The sequence below is a fragment of the Vibrio splendidus 12E03 genome (assembly GCF_000272105.2).
Lineage (GTDB): Bacteria > Pseudomonadota > Gammaproteobacteria > Enterobacterales > Vibrionaceae > Vibrio > Vibrio splendidus_I.
This window is the reverse complement of the sequence record NZ_AJZD02000345.1, coordinates 1-18229: the sequence shown is the minus strand read 5'-3', so window position 1 is coordinate 18229 and position 18229 is coordinate 1. Positions and strand designations below refer to the sequence as shown.

At 45.0% G+C, this 18229-nt stretch carries 21 protein-coding genes; 17 read left to right on the top strand and 4 right to left on the bottom strand.

Going from position 1 to position 18229, the window contains the following annotated elements:
* Window positions 1-174: 174 nt before the first annotated feature.
* Entirely contained in the window at window positions 175-1155 is a 981-nt protein-coding gene (locus tag A142_RS22555; RefSeq protein ID WP_019825192.1) for an alpha/beta fold hydrolase, read from the bottom strand.
* A gap of 81 nt (window positions 1156-1236) precedes the next feature.
* On the opposite strand from A142_RS22555, the gene rhtB reads away from it, so the two are divergent.
* The 7 genes from rhtB (at window position 1237) to A142_RS22520 (ending at window position 7749) form a co-directional block, all read left to right on the top strand.
* Window positions 1237-1854, top strand: coding sequence for a homoserine/homoserine lactone efflux protein (gene rhtB, locus A142_RS22550; RefSeq protein ID WP_029405646.1), 618 nt, complete (start codon window positions 1237-1239; stop codon window positions 1852-1854).
* A 45-nt stretch (window positions 1855-1899) separates the two neighbouring features.
* Window positions 1900-3120, top strand: coding sequence for an EAL and HDOD domain-containing protein (locus A142_RS22545; RefSeq protein WP_019825188.1), 1221 nt, complete (start codon window positions 1900-1902; stop codon window positions 3118-3120).
* A 99-nt stretch (window positions 3121-3219) separates the two neighbouring features.
* A complete protein-coding gene (locus tag A142_RS22540; RefSeq protein WP_019825186.1) occupies window positions 3220-3561 on the top strand; it encodes a metalloregulator ArsR/SmtB family transcription factor in 342 nt (113 codons plus the stop codon).
* Window positions 3562-3734: 173 nt separating this feature from the next.
* Complete coding sequence (locus A142_RS22535) at window positions 3735-4736, top strand: ArsJ-associated glyceraldehyde-3-phosphate dehydrogenase (RefSeq protein ID WP_019825184.1); 1002 nt, start codon at window positions 3735-3737, stop codon at window positions 4734-4736.
* Window positions 4737-4757: 21 nt separating this feature from the next.
* Complete coding sequence (locus A142_RS22530) at window positions 4758-5249, top strand: cyclin-dependent kinase inhibitor 3 family protein (RefSeq protein ID WP_019825182.1); 492 nt, start codon at window positions 4758-4760, stop codon at window positions 5247-5249.
* A 96-nt stretch (window positions 5250-5345) separates the two neighbouring features.
* Window positions 5346-6566, top strand: coding sequence for an organoarsenical effux MFS transporter ArsJ (gene arsJ, locus A142_RS22525; RefSeq protein WP_019825180.1), 1221 nt, complete (start codon window positions 5346-5348; stop codon window positions 6564-6566).
* 169 nt (window positions 6567-6735) lie between these two features.
* Complete coding sequence (locus A142_RS22520) at window positions 6736-7749, top strand: acyltransferase (protein WP_019825177.1); 1014 nt, start codon at window positions 6736-6738, stop codon at window positions 7747-7749.
* A 60-nt stretch (window positions 7750-7809) separates the two neighbouring features.
* Here the strand turns inward: A142_RS22520 and A142_RS22515 are convergent, their stop codons facing one another.
* Window positions 7810-8139 carry a DUF2500 domain-containing protein gene (locus A142_RS22515; RefSeq protein WP_017061032.1) on the bottom strand — a complete coding sequence of 110 codons (330 nt, stop codon included), beginning with the start codon at window positions 8137-8139 and terminating at the stop codon, window positions 7810-7812.
* Between the two features lie 244 nt (window positions 8140-8383).
* Here A142_RS22515 and A142_RS22510 point away from each other — a divergent pair, with 244 nt between their 5' ends.
* The 4 genes from A142_RS22510 (at window position 8384) to A142_RS22490 (ending at window position 11443) form a co-directional block, all read left to right on the top strand.
* On the top strand, window positions 8384-8758 hold the full coding sequence (locus A142_RS22510; RefSeq protein WP_004736595.1) for a hypothetical protein: 375 nt from the start codon (window positions 8384-8386) through the stop codon (window positions 8756-8758).
* 927 nt (window positions 8759-9685) lie between these two features.
* Entirely contained in the window at window positions 9686-10306 is a 621-nt protein-coding gene (locus A142_RS22500) for a lysoplasmalogenase (RefSeq protein ID WP_029405645.1), read from the top strand.
* A 90-nt stretch (window positions 10307-10396) separates the two neighbouring features.
* Window positions 10397-10633 carry a YecH family metal-binding protein gene (locus A142_RS22495; RefSeq protein WP_017061034.1) on the top strand — a complete coding sequence of 79 codons (237 nt, stop codon included), beginning with the start codon at window positions 10397-10399 and terminating at the stop codon, window positions 10631-10633.
* A gap of 225 nt (window positions 10634-10858) precedes the next feature.
* Entirely contained in the window at window positions 10859-11443 is a 585-nt protein-coding gene (locus A142_RS22490) for a YhgN family NAAT transporter (RefSeq protein WP_009848232.1), read from the top strand.
* Window positions 11444-11558: 115 nt separating this feature from the next.
* On the opposite strand, the gene A142_RS22485 is transcribed toward A142_RS22490, so the two are convergent.
* Together A142_RS22485 and rsmD are read right to left on the bottom strand one after the other, a co-directional pair.
* Entirely contained in the window at window positions 11559-11825 is a 267-nt protein-coding gene (locus tag A142_RS22485; RefSeq protein ID WP_016784000.1) for a DUF1145 domain-containing protein, read from the bottom strand.
* 10 nt (window positions 11826-11835) lie between these two features.
* Entirely contained in the window at window positions 11836-12438 is a 603-nt protein-coding gene (gene rsmD, locus A142_RS22480; protein WP_017061036.1) for a 16S rRNA (guanine(966)-N(2))-methyltransferase RsmD, read from the bottom strand.
* 230 nt (window positions 12439-12668) lie between these two features.
* On the opposite strand from rsmD, the gene ftsY reads away from it, so the two are divergent.
* From ftsY to glpG, 6 genes are all read left to right on the top strand, one after another.
* Complete coding sequence (gene ftsY / locus A142_RS22475; protein WP_019825167.1) at window positions 12669-13907, top strand: signal recognition particle-docking protein FtsY; 1239 nt, start codon at window positions 12669-12671, stop codon at window positions 13905-13907.
* Between the two features lie 77 nt (window positions 13908-13984).
* Window positions 13985-14662 (top strand): cell division ATP-binding protein FtsE, encoded by a 678-nt coding sequence (gene ftsE, locus A142_RS22470; protein ID WP_004736585.1) that lies wholly within the window; start codon window positions 13985-13987, stop codon window positions 14660-14662.
* The gene (gene ftsX / locus A142_RS22465) at window positions 14649-15617 is read left to right on the top strand and encodes a permease-like cell division protein FtsX (protein WP_017061038.1); all 969 of its coding nucleotides are present in this window, start codon (window positions 14649-14651) and stop codon (window positions 15615-15617) included. Before ftsE ends, ftsX begins: the two co-directional genes overlap by 14 nt.
* A 177-nt stretch (window positions 15618-15794) precedes the next feature.
* The gene (rpoH, locus tag A142_RS22460) at window positions 15795-16652 is read left to right on the top strand and encodes an RNA polymerase sigma factor RpoH (protein ID WP_017055518.1); all 858 of its coding nucleotides are present in this window, start codon (window positions 15795-15797) and stop codon (window positions 16650-16652) included.
* Between the two features lie 443 nt (window positions 16653-17095).
* Window positions 17096-17416 carry a thiosulfate sulfurtransferase GlpE gene (gene glpE, locus A142_RS22455; RefSeq protein WP_017061039.1) on the top strand — a complete coding sequence of 107 codons (321 nt, stop codon included), beginning with the start codon at window positions 17096-17098 and terminating at the stop codon, window positions 17414-17416.
* Window positions 17417-17474: 58 nt separating this feature from the next.
* On the top strand, window positions 17475-18229 hold a 755-nt coding region (gene glpG / locus A142_RS22450; protein WP_019825160.1), incomplete at its 3' end, for a rhomboid family intramembrane serine protease GlpG.

Sequence of the window (18229 nt, the reverse complement as noted above, 5' to 3'; positions counted from 1 at the left end):
AATGCTTAACCAATATTGACGCTAGCCAGCGCTAGAATCGTTTGAACTACAATATCTCTAGGTAGAAATTGTATGCCAAATTCATGCAAGAAAAGAGGGCAAAGCTCACTTACTTCTCTTCCTCTTTAGCGCCTTTCTCTTTTGTCCGTTACTTTTCTTGTTAGCACGCCAACGCTAAGCAAAAAACTGAGCAATGGCATCCAATGTTAGATTGCGATACTCATCTTTCTCAAACAACACTTCATGCCTAGAACCTTCGATGACTTTAAACTGGCAATCCGAGTTGGTTTTCTTGAGCTTGTTGATGAACTTCACTTGAGCATCGTTACTGACAATCTTCTCTTCCCCAGCTTGAATCAATAGCAGAGGAATTTTGATTTGACGAGTTTGTTGAATCGCTTGCTTGGCGGCCATTAACCCTTGCCACACCCAACGCGTGCTCGGTCCGCCTACCTGCAAAGAGGGTGACTCGTCATACAAACGGCGGAACCACTGATAGCGAACCTTGCTGTGGCTCAGTAAGTTGTTTTCGAAAGGTTTTGAGTAATACGCTTGTTGGCCAGGCGCATAAGTTGGTTTAGCGTGATACGCGGTAAGCACTTGTCCAACAACCATTGCGATAGGTTTTAGGTACCATTCAGTGTTGATGCCAAACATTGGCGCACACAGGGTTACCTTATCAAATGGGTGGTTTGGATGGGTTTGTAGGTAGCGAGTGGCTATGGTGCTACCCATTGAATGCGCGAGCAGGTAGCGATTGGAATACTTACTGAGATCAAAACTGGCAATGACGTCAGACATGTCAGATGCATAATCATCAAACTCATGAATGTGACCAATGTCAGAGTCTGTTACCATACGCTCAGACTGGCCTTGACCTTGGTGGTCAAATGAATAAACGTCATAGCCTTGTTGATAGAAATCATAAAAGAGTTCTTGGTATTTTTGGCAGCACTCAATGCGGCCATTTGAAATAACAATCGCCTTGTTGTGTGTCTCTGAAGTCAGGCTACACCAGTACAGCTTCTTTTTACCGGATGTTGTTACATACCCATCTTTTCGTTGTTGCCAAAGGGTGGGGATCGGGTGTTTAATCGCTTGCTCGAATTGAGGTTCTTGCGTGTACGAAATCGGGGCGCCGCTGTGGTTTTCCATGGGAAATTACCTGAACTGATGCGTGTGAGAGCTTTATTGCTACTAATGTTGTTAGATTAAAGAACTAGTAAGGAAATGCAAATGGATACTCATGTTTGGCTTGCTTATGTCGTCACGGCGATTTTGTTTAGTTTGGCTCCGGGCTCAGGTACCGTTAACTCAATCAGTAATGGCCTAAGCTATGGTACCAAGAAGTCACTCGCGTCGATCGCAGGCTTACAGCTTGGCCTTGCATTTCACATTATGCTGGTGGGAGCGGGCATTGGTGCATTAGTGGCTCAATCTGCATTGGCGTTCACCATCATCAAATGGGTGGGCGTGGTTTACCTTCTTTGGTTGGGTATTCAAAAGTGGCGTGACAACTCTAGCTTAGTGGCTTCACAAGAAAACTCGATGTTATCGAGTGGTAAGCTGCTTAGAAATGCGGTGCTGATTAACCTGACTAACCCAAAATCTATCGTGTTTTTGGTGGCACTGTTCCCTCAATTTATCGATCCAACACAGCCGCAAGCACCGCAACTGTTAGTGCTCGGTGTTACAACGGTATTTATTGATAGCGTTGTTATGTTGGGCTATACCTCATTAGCTTCACAAATGGGACGTTTTATCCGCTCAGATCGTATAATGGGTAAGATAAATAAAATCTTTGGTGGTATGTTCATGGGCTGCGGCGCATTGCTGGCTGCCGCCAAAGCCTAATCAAAGCAATAGAGTTATAGTTAAACCAATTAGAGTTATCAAGAAATGACCGCTACCTACGTTGCTCGACAACCTATCTTAAATCGTAACAAGAACACGCTTGGTTATGAGTTGCTGTTTCGTGACGGAGAAAGGAATGCTTATCCAGCGCATATTGAGTCTAACAGAGCAACTTATCGTCTGATTGTTGAGAACTTCTTGTCGGTCGGGCTTAACCCTTCGATCCCATCTTCACGTTGCTTTATTAACTTCCCGTATCAAAGCCTGATTCGTCGGCTGCCTTTGAGCTTGCCGAAAGACAAGGTGGTGGTTGAGATCCTTGAAACCTGCCAACCGACCGACGAGTTATTAGAAGCAGTTAAAGAGCTCTACCAAGCGGGGTACATGATTGCCCTAGATGACTTTACTTCGACGCCAGAATGGGAACGTTTCCTCAAATATACGCATATTGTTAAGCTCGATATCATGCAGATGGGTCTGGATGAGGCGTGTGATTTGGTCAAAGTTCATCAAGGGAAAAAGTTTAGCTTTCTTGCTGAACGAGTCGAAACCGAACAAGAGTACCAGCAAGCAAAAGAGGCGGGCTTTAAGTTCTTCCAAGGCTATTTCTTTAGCAAACCGGAAATCATCAAGACCAAATACATCAGCCCAGAGCAAGTGATTGCCATGGAACTGTTCCAGGAAGTGTGCAAGCCAGATGTCGACTTTCAACGTGTCGAGAGCATCGTCGCGAAAGATGTCGCCTTGTCTTATAAGCTACTGCGCTTTGTGAACACCATGTCGCCTCGTCTAGAGGTAACCATCTCTTCATTCCGTCAGGCTTTGGTGTATCTAGGGCAAGAGAAACTGAAAATGTTTGTCTCGCTGGCGGTGGCGTCTTACGTCTCGGATAAAAAACCGAAAGAGTTGTATGGTTTGTCTTTGCAGCGTGCACAGTTTTGCCAGCGTATGTCTCGTTATCAGGCATTTGAAGGACATACCGAGCAAGCCTTTATGATTGGTTTGTTCTCGTTGCTGGATGCATTGCTCGACCTATCGTTAGAGAATTTAGTTGAGCAACTGCCTTTGTGTAAAAGTATCAAGGTGGCTCTACTTCGTCGAGAAGGGCCATATGGTACCTTGCTCGCGCTTGAAGAGAGCTTTGAGCATGCCGATTGGCAACAAATTGATGAGCACTGCGCTGATTTAGGATTAAGCGTGGATCAGGTCAAAACGGAGCTTACTGAAGCTCGGCGCTGGAGCCATCCCGTTACTAACCAGCTCTGATTTCCTTTTGTTAAACTTTAATGACAATTGAAACGCACGCCTTGACGTGCGTTTTTTTATAGTTAATATATACGCATATCCATATATGAGTATGTAATTATGCTTCCTCACCAATTTTTTAAATTACTGTCTGATGAAACGCGAGTGCGTTGCTTAATGTTGATTGTGCGCCAAGAGTGCCTTTCTGTTGGTGAGTTGACTCAGGCATTGCAAGAAAGTCAGCCAAAGATTTCCCGTCACCTAGCGCAGTTGCGCTCAAATGGCATTTTGACGGATGTTCGCCAAGGGCAGTGGGTGTTTTATCGCCTGTCACAAGATTTACCGGGTTGGATGCTAAAGTTAATTGATGACCTTATCGCATCGAACTGTTTGAAAGCTGAATATCAACAAGACACTGAGCGTTTAGAAGCAATAACTTTACGCCCTCAATGTTGCGTTTAAATACATTAAAACTTAATGCCGAAATAGTTGGAGTTGCAGCTAGGCGACAAGTGAACTTATCCCTATGAGCATAGTGGCTCTATGTAATTAGGGCGGCCGGCGCTCCGGTAAGTGAACGTAGTCAACAACGCTGCGGCTTCAAATATGAAGGCAATTAACTGAGAGAACAGAAAATGACAGTCAAAGTAGGTATTAATGGTTTTGGTCGTATCGGCCGTCTAGCACTTCGCGCAGCATTCGATTGGGATGAGCTAGAATTTGTTCAAATTAATGATGTAGCGGGCGACACAACAACACTGGCCCACCTTCTAGAATTTGATTCAGTTCAAGGTCGCTTTCACCACGAAGTAACTGCAGAAGGCGATGAGATGATCATTAATGGCCAGCGCATCAAGACCACACAAGAGCGCGACATCGATGCGATCGACTGGTCTGGTTGTGATGTGGTTATCGAAGCGACAGGTGTTCACCGTAAGACCTCTTTCCTAAACAAATACCTAGAGCAGGGCGTGAAACGTGTTGTGGTATCGGCGCCAGTGAAAGAAGAAGGCATCGCAAACATCGTTGTTGGTGTGAATGACAATATCTTCGACCCTGCGGTACACAAAATCGTAACGGCAGCGTCTTGTACAACGAACTGTCTCGCGCCAGTGGTTAAGGTGATCAACGAGAAGCTTGGTATCGAGAACGCAGCCTTCACCACGATTCACGATTTAACTAACACGCAAACTATTCTTGATGCGCCGCACAAAGACTTACGCCGCGCACGTGCATGTGGCATGAGTCTTATCCCAACAACGACGGGCAGCGCCAAAGCGATTGTTGAGATCTTCCCTGAGCTAGAAAACCGCATCAACGGCCACGCAGTTCGTGTACCGCTAGCGAACGCTTCTCTGACAGACATCATCTTCGAAGTGAAGCAAGACACCACGGCAGAAGAAGTTAACGCGATGCTGAAAGAAGCGTCTCAGAATGAACTAAAAGGCATTCTTGGCTTTGAAGAGCGTCCACTGGTTTCTATCGATTACAAAGGCGACCAACGCTCAACAATCGTGGATGCACTATCAACGATGTTGGTCGGTAAGCGCATGGTTAAGATCTACGCTTGGTACGACAATGAGATGGGTTACGCAACACGTACCGCTGAGCTTGTTCGTACCGTTGGCCTTGCTTAATAAGAATCTGGAGAAGATATAATGACACATCCAACATGGGAACTAGAAGTAGAGACTGGCGCACTAGTTCTAACACCATGCCCTGGCACGAAAGACGCTGACCTAGATACATCACTGGCTCAGCTAAAAGAGCAAGGCGTTGAAGCTATCGTGACAGCACTTGATGACCATGAGCTTGCAAGCAAAGACGTGGCGGCACTTGGTGAAAAAACACGAGCGTTAGGTATGCAATGGTTCCAGATCGAAATTGAAGACGACTGTGCACCGGGTGCTGGTTTTGCTGCGAAGTGGCAAGCGGCTAGCCCTGAGCTACATAACATCGTCGATAACGGTGGCAAGGTTGCAATGCATTGTATGGGCGGCTCTGGTCGCACTGGTTTGTTCGCAGCTCACCTACTGTTAGAAAAAGGCTGGGATTTGAGCAAGGTAGTTCAAGAGGTGCAGGCACTGCGTCCAGGTGCCTTCACTAAACCTATCCAGGTTGAATACATTAATGGCGTAGCGAATAGCTAATAGTCATCAGTGTTAGACAGGGAGCTTTTGGTATCTGGAGTGTTGAACTTATCATGATCCAAAAGCTCTTTTTGTTTAGATTGCAGAGATAGCGTTATGTTTTCAAATCTAAGTAAGAGCGTTCGCCAATACATGTTGGTGACTTTTAACTACTGGAACTTCACCATTACTGATGGTGCACTTCGCATGTTGGTGGTTCTGTATTTTTACGACCTTGGCTACAGTTCGTTAGAAATCGCCTCACTATTCCTTTTCTATGAATTCTTTGGTGTGGTGACTAACCTAATCGGTGGCTGGTTAGGGGCGCGTCTTGGCCTCAATAAGACCATGAACATTGGGTTAGGCATGCAAGTCGTCGCCTTGGGTATGCTCGCGGTGCCAACGGCAATGCTGACCATTCCTTGGGTCATGGCGGCGCAAGCCTTGTCTGGTATCGCTAAAGACCTCAATAAGATGAGTGCCAAGAGCTCAATTAAGACTCTGGTTCCTGATGAACAACAAGGCGCGCTTTATAAGTGGATTGCGATTCTGACCGGATCTAAGAATGCGCTTAAAGGGGCAGGCTTCTTTATTGGTGGTTTACTGCTTTCAACGATTGGCTTCCAATACGCGGTGCTCGCGATGGCAGCCGTGTTGGCATTGGTCTTCGTTGGCAGTGTGTTGAGCTTAGAAGCGGACATGGGCAAAGCGAAAACCAAGCCTAAGTTCAAACAGATCTTCTCTAAGTCTGAATCTATCAACATCTTATCTGCAGCGCGTATGTTCCTGTTTGGTGCGCGTGATGTGTGGTTTGTAATTGCTTTGCCGATTTACCTAGGCAGTGTGTTTGGTTGGGATCATTCATGGGTTGGTGGTTTCTTAGCTGCTTGGACTATCGCTTATGGCTTTGTACAGGGCATAGCGCCGAAGATTACTGGTAAAGCTCAAGGTAAGGTGCCAGATGGCCATGCCGCGCTGTTATGGGCTAGTGCGCTGGCTATAGTGACCGCTGCTATCGCTTATGCGGTACAGATTGGTTGGCAACCAGAGCTCGTTATCGTGGGTGGTTTGATGGTATTTGGTGCCATCTTTGCGGTGAACTCATCACTTCACTCATATTTGATAGTGAGTTATGCGAAAGGCGATGGCGTTTCTCTTGATGTCGGTTTCTACTACATGGCAAACGCGATGGGCCGTTTGATTGGCACGATATTGTCGGGCTTGGTATTCCAAATGGCAGGTTTGTCTGCGTGTCTGTGGGTTTCCTTCGCATTCTTGGCGATAACGACGGTGATCTCTCTGCGTTTACCGAAAGTGCCGCAAATTTCAGCGGCATAAGCTTCAGCCACATGAGCCTCATTTGTGAGAGCTCAAGTCGCAGAAGCTAGAGTCGTATGAGCTAAATTCGCGATAAGTATCTCCTTTAACACTAAGCTGACTTGGTATTTATTCCGGTCAGCTTTTTTATTGCTATAGTAGAATGATTGAATATTAATCAGGCATTTACATGAAGCAGCGAATTCTCTTTTTTGATTTAGCACGATGTGTCGCGGCCGTAGCGGTTATCGCGATTCATGTTTTGGCGCCTTATCGCAATGAGTTGGGCACTATTCCTTTCGGTGAATGGCTTACTGCCATTACGGTAAACGGTTTCAGCCGCTGGGCAGTACCTGTGTTCATTTTGATTACTGGCGCACTGATGCTCAGTGATCAGCGCCCGTTTGACGCCAAATACTACCTCAAGCGTCGTTTGGGCAAGGTACTGATACCTTTCATTGTCTGGTCGCTTTTCTATACCTATCTGTCGGGCTGGTCGGCAATGGGCTTTGATGCCGACGTCAGTTGGGACGTGTTGCTTAATAGCTACCATAATTACACCTATTACCATCTTGGTTTCTTCTATTACTTCATCCCACTCTATTTTGTGATTCCGTTCTTACAAATCATGGTAAGAAAGCACGGTGATAGATCGGTCTATGCCTTTACGGCGGTATGGTTATTTACAACGTTATTGTTCTTACTGAAAATCGATGGCCCTTGGAGCCATGAACTGTGGTTGTACACCGGTTACTTACCATTGGGTTACTTGCTGTATAAGATTGTGCCACTTAACAAGATGACAGTTGGCGTGAGTGTGTTACTGGGTGGGCTCGCGTTGCTAACCACGGTTTACATGGTGGTTAATGCAAGTTTGGTAGCAGAGGAATACACGGTAGGGCGCTGGCTATCTTACAAGACGTTGAATACCGTATTAGCCGCGAGCATGGTGTTCATGGTATGCCGTTACTATGGTGAAGGCTTGTCTGAGAAGAGTAACCAAGTAGTTGGCTTTATCAGTAAGCACAGCTTAGGTATTTACCTGCTGCATCCTATTTTCTTGTGGCCAATGAAAGAGTTCGGTTGGTACCAAGGACATCCGGCATGGGTTATTCCATTATGGATTGTGATCAGCGGAGCTGGCGCGTTATGGATGAGCTGGTTGGTGTCTAAATCAGAGAAAACGCGTTGGTTATTGCCTTAGCGGTGACTGCTAAGGCTTTCTGATGGATTACTTAAGGGGAACAGTTGAAGCGGCTGACGTTTAGCGCTTCAACGCAAAGTGTAAGAACTTATCGCCTTGGTAGGTTAAGGTTCCTTTGTCGCCAGGGTTAAGGGCGTGGAAATAGTGGATGCCGACTTGGAATTCTCGCTTCGGACCAACCACACCACGTTGAACGTAAATCCAGTACTCTTGATCTTCTTGGCCCGGTTCTGCGTCAGGAAGGTCGATGGATTGTTTGTCTAACACCGTGACATTCACTTTCTTCTCTGGCGCATTTTCACCTTGCGAGTGTTTTCGATAGAAACCAATAAATACCCAAGCCGCTAGAGCAGCGAGAGCAAAGATGGCAAAAAAGAGTGAATTAGGCATATAACCTCCATGTAGTCGTGATGGTTATTCTAGTCTTTCAGGCAATAGGGATATGTGTTTAAAGCCGTTATTCGTGAACTGTTGTAAGCCAAGCTGATTATTTTTCGGCAGACATCACATTTAATGGTCAGTTTGGGATAAAGCATTGTTATTTATTGTCTCTTTCTCTCGTAAATAACAGTGATTTTGTATAAGAATAGGGAAATGCTCGACTAGAATTATAGTGTGGAGTGGGAGGGCCAAGATGACCGATATTGAAAAAGTGGTGACAAGAACTCGCAATATAGAGAAATTATTGAGGCTTCAATATCATGCCGAAGGCGAAGGATTGCATGAGCTTGTAACAAGCTGTGAAGAAAGGCTACCGCACGATATGGTGAGCAAGCTGCGCTATATCGCAACGTGTCGTAATAAGGTAGTCAATGAACATGAGGCTAAGTTGGAAGACCAACATAAGTTCATCATGATGTGTAACGACTGCGAGAAGGAGCTGACTCCACGTAGTGGTCGTTTTATCTGGCGAGTTGCGATCTTACTGATGATGGCAATGACTTTAGCTGCCGCAGGTTTCTATTATGCGAACTGGGATGTGCTAACACTGCATCTGTTTTCGAAGTGAAAAAATTGAACAAAAAAAGGGACGCTCATGGCGTCCCTTTTTTTATCTGTAACTTGCTTAGTACATCATCGGTAGTGTCATTAGACCTACAACTACCGCGATCATTACAAGTCCTTGTCTTTGCGAAGATGAAATCATAACACTACTCCTAAATTTGGTTGTCTCTCGCTATGTTTTAAAGAATAGCACTACTTATGGCTTTAGATCAAGAATTACTTTCGAAAGCTTTAAAAGTAGTAGAAAACTATGAGTTTTTGGCTTGTTTGGCAGTGTTTAACTGTGTTTTATGGTGTGTTCTTATTTTGTTCGTTGTGATTTATGTTTGTTCTAATTTGATTTAACTTGTTGTTTTGTAATGGTTGTTTTGTGTGATTTATATTGTTAAAGGTTGTTAAACTGTATTAATAGGGGCTGGTGGTGGCTAGGTTTGTTTTGGTTGGTTTTTTAAGTTTTCGACTTGGTTTTTGTGGCGGTTTTTACCGGGGGCTTGAAATAACCTGACAAAACTGGGATTTAAAAAAGAAAACTGACTACTTTACAAGTCTAGGCTTGGTTGGCGTTTTTATTTCCTTATTAATCTTGAGTTTCTTTGTTTAAGTTATTGTTATTGTTTGATTTAAAGATGGTTATTTTAATTTTTAAAGTGTGGTATTTGACGGAATTAGGCCGATTTTGGTGGAGCCGATAGGTTAGAATTGGCCAAAACTCAAGTATGGCGACTCTAATGCCAGTTTGAATGGGTTTTATGATGATTCGTTCTAGTTTTAAACGAATGGCCATTGTCATAGTGGTAATTGTTACGACTTCAATCTGAAGAGACTCTTTTTAGTGGAAGCGTAATCAAGATCCAATTTTGAGGCGCTGAGGCTTTACATCAACACTCGTGTGCCTAGACTGGCGACGATTTAAAGCAATAGGGCAAATGGTATGTGGAGTTGGTTGGCGGTTTCCTTGTCTGGTATCGGAGCAATAGCAGGAACGAAACATGGACATATCGGTCAGGCCTTATCGTATAAGGTTTTTACTTATGTATTATTAGCGACTATTGCTTTAACTCAATCTGTCGTTGCTGATTTTACCTATTGGATCGTTGCTGGGTTGGCGGTCTCTGCGATCGCAGATGTCCTGCATACTGTTACTCAAAAACGTCCTCTGCATTTTGTTTGCTTCTTGTTAGCTCAGCTCTGTTACAGCAAAGCATTTTGGTTACAGCTATCAGGAGAAATGGTCTGGTGGTTGTTCGCGCTGCTGTTGGCGGCTTGTGTCGTTGCTTTCTTCTTGCTTCTGCCTCGTTTAGACAAACTCGTCTTTCCTGTGGTCATCATGGGTATCGTGCTTATTCAGCTTGCATGGGCTTCTGGTGAGCTCTGGTTGCTTGATCCTCAACTGTCGCATGCGGTGGGTTTTGCCGGTTGTGCCGTGTTGCTGCTTTCAGCATTGGCGTACGCGTTAAATTTCTATCGTAGCCCAATTAAGGGTGCCTACTTTTGGGTGACGGGCAGTTACTTTCTGGCGCACGCTCTCATTGTTGCCTCCCTTACCATTTAGGGTAGAGCTCGCTTAACCCTGAGCTACATCAAGGCAGCTCAGATGAAAGTAGGTACTCTACGTCTAGTTCATTAAACATGAGATAGAGTTATGACTACCGAAATTCATGCACACAACGTTTTAAACCTACTGAGTGAAAAGCCACTGACTCGTGAAGAGTTGACGCAAGAACTCGCTCAAACTTATGGCGCAGAAGCGCGTTTTCATACGTGTAAGCTGAACGGTCTGGATTTAGATGGATTGCTGAAGTTTTTCCTGAAGATGGAAAAGGTCGTGGTTATTGATGACAAGCTTTGCACTAATCGCGAACGTGTGTGTAACCACTAATTTCCAGTGACTTGGTTTTTAGAGCCTTTTGGCTTTTATAGATAAGAAGAGTGGATGCGACGTTTCGGCTTCACTCTTTAAATTCTCTTTTCTCCTTTCTACCTTTTCTATTTGCTCTCGCAAAATTTCCTTCTAATTACATAAGTTAATCCTTTTATTACTGCGTTCGAAAATCAATGTTGAGGCTGCTATACTCCGCGCACTTACGCTTTTCGAGACAAACTTATGGAAATTTTATCTGCAGCAACCATGCTGTTTCTTATTATGGACCCGCTTGGCAATCTACCAATCGTGCTCTCTATCCTTAAGCATATTGATCCGAAGCGTCGCCGTATTGTTCTTGTTCGTGAACTGATGTTTGCGCTGATTATCCTGCTGTTGTTCTTGTTTGCTGGTCAAAGCATCATGAACTTCCTGCACGTGCAGCCTGAAACCTTGAGTATCTCAGGCGGTATTATTCTATTCATCATCGCGATTAAGATGATTTTCCCAAGTGCGGGTAGTATTACTGGCCTCGCGGCGGGTGAAGAACCGTTTATTGTGCCGATGGCGATCCCAATGATTGCTGGCCCTTCAGTGATTGCGGCATTGATTCTGTTGTCGACACAGCACCCTGACAACATGTTAGAGCTTTCAGGCGCAGTGATGCTGGCTTGGGGCGCAACCTTCTTTATTCTGATGTTTAATGGCTTCTTCCTGCGAGTGCTGGGTGAGAGAGGCCTTAAAGCCATCGAACGCTTGATGGGCTTGTTGCTGGTTATGTTGTCGACGCAAATGTTCCTCGATGGTGTGAAAGGCTACATGGGCTAACATCAATATCATTACTGAATAAAAAAACGCCGCTCAAATGAGCGGCGTTTTTGTCTCTACTGTTTCTGTCAATGTTTTTTGTAGCTAAGCTTTTTATATCTGGGCTTAAGCTCGATTACATCATGTGTTTGCGTCGGATATCGAGTAAGGCGAAGACACCGAAAATCAATATTGACCACTTCTCCCAACGTGACATCTCGATCTTATCGCCGAATGCACCGATGAAAATCAGCATCTGCAGGCCGTGCATGAAGAACAAGAATGCTGTCATGATATAAAGCGCAATCGCAGCATTACCCGGAAACGGGTAGAAAATATTTACGATTAAGATAAACCAAACAAAGGCGATGGCTGCTTTTGCTAGTGGAAGCAAGAACTTCATTCAATAACTCCTATTCTTCAGTGATTCGATTGAACAGTCGGTAGCTTGACTGTCCGGTGGTCTTATCGCGATGCAATTCCCAGTTCTCTGGCATAGCTTCGAGTTTCAGTTCTTTCTCTGTCTCGACGTAAATGATGGCATTGTCTGCAAGCCAACCGTTACTCTCAAGCAGTTGTACTGTTTCTGCAAGTAAGCCTTTGCGAAATGGTGGATCAAGGAAAACCATATCGTAAGGCGTACCTGGCTTTTTAAGGAAAGAGATAGCATCAGTATTCACGACATTGATGTTGTCTGCTTTGAGCTCTTTCGCGTTATCAGAAAGCTGTTTAGCCGCCTTTTGATTCATTTCGAGCAGTGTCACCATTTTTGCTTGGCGAGAAGCGGCTTCAAAACCTAGACCGCCAGAACCGGCAAATACATCCAAGCAAGTTGAATGTGGGATATCTTGAGCCACCCAGTTAAAGAGTGTTTCTTTTACTCGGTCAATGGTTGGGCGTAATCCTTCTAAATCATGAACAGGCAGCTTTCTACCTCTCCATGAGCCACTAATAATTCGAACAAAGCCTCCGGATGGCTTTTTTTGTGATGTGTTTTGCTGGCGACGTCTTACCATAGATTTTTTGACCGCTAATAAAGTGATACTATACCGAGCCCAATTTAAGTGGGTTCGTGTATTAAATAAATTTGCAATGACAAAGTGTATCAAGCTAAAAGCAAACTTATCACTGCTTTGTCATTTTTCTTTACTATTCGTTTGTACAAGCTTGTATTGTATAACAATAGCAAAGAGTCGACGTGTATTAAGTCAATACAGCTAATTAGTAGATCTAGGAAACTCCTCTGATGACGGAAAAAAAGAAGCGCGGATTATTATCGTGGCTTGGTTTTGGTGAAGAAGAACAAAGCCCAAAAACTCAGAATGAAGCGAACGTAGAAAGCGTTGAAGATCAAACTGAAGTTGAATCACAAGTTGAGGCTGAACAGGTCGCGACTGAAGCTGAACAAGCTAAGCCAACTGAACCTGAGCAAGCGCTTGAAGAAGCTCAACAAGAGCAGCAACCTGTCGCAGCAGAAGCAGAAGCAGAAGCAGAAGCAGAAGCAGAACAGGAAGAAGTGATTGCTTCTCCAGCTAAGGTTGAAGAAGTTCAAGAAAAGCCGACAGAAAGCTTCTTTGCTCGCCTTAAGCGCAGCCTAAGCCGCACTAAAGCAAACATCGGTGCGGGTTTCTTTGGTCTGTTCAAAGGCAAGCAAATCGATGAAGATCTGTTTGAAGAGCTAGAAGAGCAACTTCTGATCGCTGACGTCGGTATGAATACCACCGTTAAGATCATTGAAAACCTGACAGAAAAAGCATCTCGCAATGACCTAAAAGACGGTGAAGCACTTTATGGTCTGCTCAAAGAAGAGATGGCAGACATCTTAAGCCAAGTGGAACAGCCACTGGTTGTTGATACCACTAAAACACCTTACGTTATCTTAATGGTGGGTGTGAACGGTGTCGGTAAGACAACTACGATCGGTAAGTTGGCGAAACAATTCCAAAATGAAGGTAAGAAAGTGATGCTAGCAGCGGGTGATACCTTCCGTGCAGCAGCCGTTGAACAGCTTCAGGTTTGGGGTCAGCGTAACGATGTGCCAGTTATCGCTCAGCACACAGGTGCGGACAGTGCGTCAGTTATCTACGATGCAATTGAAGCGGCGAAAGCACGTGGCGTTGACGTAGTGATTGCCGATACAGCCGGTCGTTTGCAGAACAAGAGCAACCTAATGGAAGAGTTACGCAAGATTGTTCGCGTAATGAAGAAGATTGATGACTCTGCACCGCACGAAATCATGCTAACGCTTGACGCAGGTACAGGTCAGAACGCTATCAGCCAAGCAAAACTATTCAGTGAAGTTGCACCGGTAACGGGTATTACGCTAACTAAACTTGACGGTACGGCGAAAGGTGGTGTGATTTTCTCAATTGCAGACCAGTTCCAGATTCCAATTCGCTACATTGGTGTTGGTGAAGGCATTGACGACTTACGTCCATTCGAGTCAAAAGACTTTATTGAAGCGCTATTTAGCCGCGAAGAGTAACGCGAGTAGCAAAGTGGTTTATCCTTAACCTGCTACCGTTTTAAATTTGATATTAGTGATCGTAAGAGGAATTTTCGGTGATCAAATTTCAGCAAGTGAGTAAAGCCTACCGAGGCGGACGCCAAGCGCTCCAAAAAGTGGACTTTCACCTCAAACGTGGAGAGATGGCATTTTTAGGCGGGCACTCCGGTGCTGGTAAAAGTACCTTGCTGAAGTTGATCTGCGCCATCGAGCGTCCAACCGATGGACGCGTCTGGTTCAACGATCACGATATCACTCGTATCCCAGCCAAAGACATTCCTTTCTTACGCCGTAATATTGGGATTGTTTTTCAAGACCATCGCCTGCTGATGGACCGTTCGATTTTCGATAACGTCGCTCTGCCTATGCGTATTGAATCTATTTCTGAAAACGAAATAAAACGCCGAGTCAGTGCTGCGTTGGATAAAACCGGTTTATTAGATAAAGCCCGTTGCTTGCCAAGCCAACTTTCGGGTGGTGAACAACAACGCGTGGGTATTGCTCGCGCCGTGGTTAACCGCCCAACTCTGCTTTTAGCCGATGAGCCTACTGGTAACCTAGACCCTGAATTATCTAACCGTGTATTGCGATTATTTGAAGAGTTCAACCGTGCGGGTGTGACGATCATCCTAGCGACGCACGACATCGGGTTAGTGAACACTCGCCCTCAGTACCGCCATCTTGAATTAAACCAAGGGTTTTTGAGTGAGGTTGAAGACTATGGCCGCGAATAAGCGCATCAAAAAACCTCAATCTAATCGAGCAGCAAACCGCGCTTCAAGCGACGGCTTCTTTGTTGTTCACTGGAAACAAGCCAAGTCATCGTTCTCGCAAATGTGGCAGCGCCCGTTAGGCAACTTGCTGACCCTTGCGGTGATCTCTATGGCGTTGGCGATGCCTGCTTGTTTGTACCTATTGGGTAAAAATGTGGGTGAAGTAGCACAAGATGTCACTAGCCCGTCACAAATAAGTGCTTATGTAGAGGATGGTATTCCTGAGCCACGAGTAATGGTGCTTAAGGATGAAATCGAAAGTTGGGATCAAGTTGAGCTAGTGGAGTACATTTCTCCGCAGCAAGGACTTGCAGACCTCAGCCAATATTCTGGTTTTGAAGACGCCCTAACCATTCTCGACGATTACTCACTGCCAGGGGTGCTGGTGATTACGCCAAGCGTACACAGCGATACCCTAATCAAAGAACTGGCAGGCACAGTTAAACAACAAGAATTAGTGACCGATGTTCGCCTAGACGAAGATTGGTTAGCGCGATTAGATGCGATCAAAGCATTAGCAGCGGTCATCGTGATTACCTTAACGGTATTGATGTTGGGCGCGGTATTTCTGATTATCGGCAATACACTACGATTTAATGTGTTGGCGCATAAAGAAGAGATTCAAACCATGAAGCTGATTGGTGCTACCGACAGCTACATTCTTCGACCATACCTTTATGCTGGGATGTGGTTTGGCGTTTTGGGTTCGATTAGCGCTTGGGTAATGACGGCATTGATTACCGTATTGCTGAACAGCGCAGTGGATGACTTGGCTCAGCTATACGACAGCCACTTCCGTTTAATTGGCCTGAGTTGGGATGAATCTTTACTGCTTTTGATCGTCGGAACCCTGCTTGGTAGTGTGGCTGCGAAGCTTTCTGCACAGCGTCACCTAAAAGAAATTGAACCAGTTTAGGTGAATAGAGTCATATTTATACGAAAAATAGGCAGTTCTTAACCAGTTTTTGCCTTGTATAGACGAATTGATTATGCATAATTACTTCCCCCTCCTTGAAACCTGTTCATTTTAGGTTCAAGATTGTCGGGTTTTAATAGATGTATTACTCCAGATCAGAGATTGATGAGGAACCGAATGGCAAACCAAGCGTATCAAATGGCTTTAGTCACACAAGATAGTTTAGATAGCTATATCCGCTCAGCGAACAGCTACCCTATGCTGACTCCTGAAGAGGAACGTGGACTTGCAGAGCGATTACATTACAAAGGTGAGATCGACGCTGCGAAAGGCTTGATCCTTTCCCACCTAAGATTCGTGGTGCACGTTGCAAGAGGCTACTCTGGCTACGGGCTACCAATGGCTGATCTCGTCCAAGAAGGTAACATTGGCTTGATGAAGGCTGTTAAGCGCTTCAATCCAGAAGTTGGTGTTCGTCTCGTCTCGTTTGCTGTTCACTGGATCAAAGCTGAAATCCATGAATACGTTCTACGTAACTGGCGTATCGTTAAAATTGCGACCACTAAGGCACAGCGTAAACTGTTCTTTAACCTTCGTAAGTCTAAAAAGCGTTTAGGTTGGTTCAATAACGGTGAAGTTGAGACGGTTGCTCGTGAACTGGGTGTTGAGCCTTCAGAAGTTCGTGAGATGGAATCTCGCTTAGCGGCACAAGATGCGACGTTTGAAGCGCCTATGGACGATGACGATGGCGGTTCTGCTTACACTGCTCCAGTTTACTACCTAGAAGACAAAGCGTCAGACGTTGCTGAGACGGTTGAAGCGGCTAACTGGGAGTCACACACCAATAATCGCCTAGGGCTAGCACTAGCAAGCTTAGACGAGCGTAGCCAACACATTGTTCGCTCACGTTGGTTAGACGACAACAAGGCAACACTGCAAGACTTAGCGGATACCTACAGTATCTCTGCTGAGCGTGTTCGCCAGTTAGAAAAGAATGCGATGAAGAAATTGAAACAAGCCGTTGGTGATTTCTAATAGCATCTAGTTTCTATTAGCTTCTACCTTCTAATAGTAGAGCTAACAAATAGCTGAATTTTGAAAAGGCCGAGATCGAGAGATCTCGGCCTTTTTGTTTTGGATCGATTTCTCAACTTTTGCGATCGAAATTTGCAAAATGATTTTGTGGATAACTCTGTGAGAAGTTTATTCGCCAGCTGTCTAAAAGCAGGGTGTAGTAAGGCTTTGACTGGGTTTTTCGAGTGGGGATATGTTTCAGTTAACCCACAGTTAGATCAGGATCATTACTACATGTTGTGGATCTATTTTTGAAAAGGCACTTTATTCACGCAATTCACAGATTTATCCACAAATGGTGTAAAAGTGATCGCTGGTGGATAACCTTATTAAGTGGATGTGAATGTTAGCCTTGGGATAGGTTACAATGGCAGCAAAGTAAATCAGTATAAAAAGAGAAAGTCATGGACCAGTTTAAACATATCGATGTTAAAGGCGCTCAAGCGCTCATCGAACAAGGCGAAGCTCGACTTGTCGATATACGTGACCCGCAATCTTTTGCGGTTGCCCACCCCAAAACAGCCTACCACCTGACTAATGATACGATGGTGTCGTTCATGGATGAGGTTGAGTTCGAACAACCTATCTTAGTGATGTGCTACCACGGCATCAGTAGCCAAGGTGCGGCACAATATTTAGTGAACCAAGGCTTTGAAGAGGTATATAGTGTTGATGGTGGTTTCGAAGCTTGGCATCGTGCTGAACTTCCAGTGATCGCAGGTTAATTACTTTCATCACCTGAACCGCTTCAAGCATCCCTCATAGAATGAATAGGAAGTAACAATGATTAGATTGATGGTGTTAGACAATCCACGTCTTGCTCAAGCATTTATTGATTATATGGCCTCTCGTCAGATCCCTATTCAGATGTCTCCAGAGGGAGAAGGGCGTTTTGCTCTTTGGCTTCTTGACGGCCAATTTCAGGTTGAAACCGAAGCTGAGTTGAATCGTTTTCTGGCTGAACTCAATCATAAGCGCTATCAAGCGGCGTCTTGGGACATGGCTGAGACCAGAAAGAGCAACTTCCATTACCACACGCCAAGCTTCATGGGCATGATCAAAGCCAAAGCAGGCCCTGTGACACTAAGCCTGATGTTGGTGTGTGTGGTGATTTTTGCGCTGCAACAGATCGGTTTTGGCCAAGCTATTTTTAATGCCCTGCATTTCCCAGCGGTGGATGGACAGCAATGGCAGCTGTGGCGTTGGTTGAGTCATGCCGTTCTGCATTTCTCTGTTATGCACATCGCATTTAATATTTTGTGGTGGTGGCAACTAGGTGGGGACATTGAGAAGAAGCTAGGCAGCCTCAAGCTACTTCAGATCTTTGTTGTCTCTTCTGCGCTTTCAGGTGCTGGGCAGTATTGGGTTGAAGGGGCGAACTTCGGTGGTTTGTCTGGTGTTGTGTATGCTTTGGTTGGTTACTTATGGGTGGTCGGTGCGAAGGCGCCACAGCTTGGTTTGGGTATCCCAAGACAGATTGTCGGTTTTATGTTGGTGTGGTTGGTACTTGGGTACATGCAGCCATTTATGGCTATCGC

Coding starts and splice junctions, on each gene's coding strand:
- ftsY (WP_019825167.1), top strand. CDS start 12,669: ATGACGGAAAAAAAGAAGCGCGGATTATTATCGTGGCTTGGTTTTGGT.
- ftsX (WP_017061038.1), top strand. CDS start 14,649: ATGGCCGCGAATAAGCGCATCAAAAAACCTCAATCTAATCGAGCAGCA.
- A142_RS22515 (WP_017061032.1), bottom strand. CDS start 8,139: ATGCCTAATTCACTCTTTTTTGCCATCTTTGCTCTCGCTGCTCTAGCG.
- A142_RS22535 (WP_019825184.1), top strand. CDS start 3,735: ATGACAGTCAAAGTAGGTATTAATGGTTTTGGTCGTATCGGCCGTCTA.
- rsmD (WP_017061036.1), bottom strand. CDS start 12,438: ATGGTAAGACGTCGCCAGCAAAACACATCACAAAAAAAGCCATCCGGA.
- arsJ (WP_019825180.1), top strand. CDS start 5,346: ATGTTTTCAAATCTAAGTAAGAGCGTTCGCCAATACATGTTGGTGACT.
- rhtB (WP_029405646.1), top strand. CDS start 1,237: ATGGATACTCATGTTTGGCTTGCTTATGTCGTCACGGCGATTTTGTTT.
- A142_RS22495 (WP_017061034.1), top strand. CDS start 10,397: ATGACTACCGAAATTCATGCACACAACGTTTTAAACCTACTGAGTGAA.
- A142_RS22485 (WP_016784000.1), bottom strand. CDS start 11,825: ATGAAGTTCTTGCTTCCACTAGCAAAAGCAGCCATCGCCTTTGTTTGG.
- A142_RS22555 (WP_019825192.1), bottom strand. CDS start 1,155: ATGGAAAACCACAGCGGCGCCCCGATTTCGTACACGCAAGAACCTCAA.
- A142_RS22500 (WP_029405645.1), top strand. CDS start 9,686: ATGTGGAGTTGGTTGGCGGTTTCCTTGTCTGGTATCGGAGCAATAGCA.
- glpE (WP_017061039.1), top strand. CDS start 17,096: ATGGACCAGTTTAAACATATCGATGTTAAAGGCGCTCAAGCGCTCATC.
- rpoH (WP_017055518.1), top strand. CDS start 15,795: ATGGCAAACCAAGCGTATCAAATGGCTTTAGTCACACAAGATAGTTTA.
- A142_RS22520 (WP_019825177.1), top strand. CDS start 6,736: ATGAAGCAGCGAATTCTCTTTTTTGATTTAGCACGATGTGTCGCGGCC.
- A142_RS22545 (WP_019825188.1), top strand. CDS start 1,900: ATGACCGCTACCTACGTTGCTCGACAACCTATCTTAAATCGTAACAAG.
- A142_RS22490 (WP_009848232.1), top strand. CDS start 10,859: ATGGAAATTTTATCTGCAGCAACCATGCTGTTTCTTATTATGGACCCG.
- A142_RS22540 (WP_019825186.1), top strand. CDS start 3,220: ATGCTTCCTCACCAATTTTTTAAATTACTGTCTGATGAAACGCGAGTG.
- A142_RS22510 (WP_004736595.1), top strand. CDS start 8,384: ATGACCGATATTGAAAAAGTGGTGACAAGAACTCGCAATATAGAGAAA.
- A142_RS22530 (WP_019825182.1), top strand. CDS start 4,758: ATGACACATCCAACATGGGAACTAGAAGTAGAGACTGGCGCACTAGTT.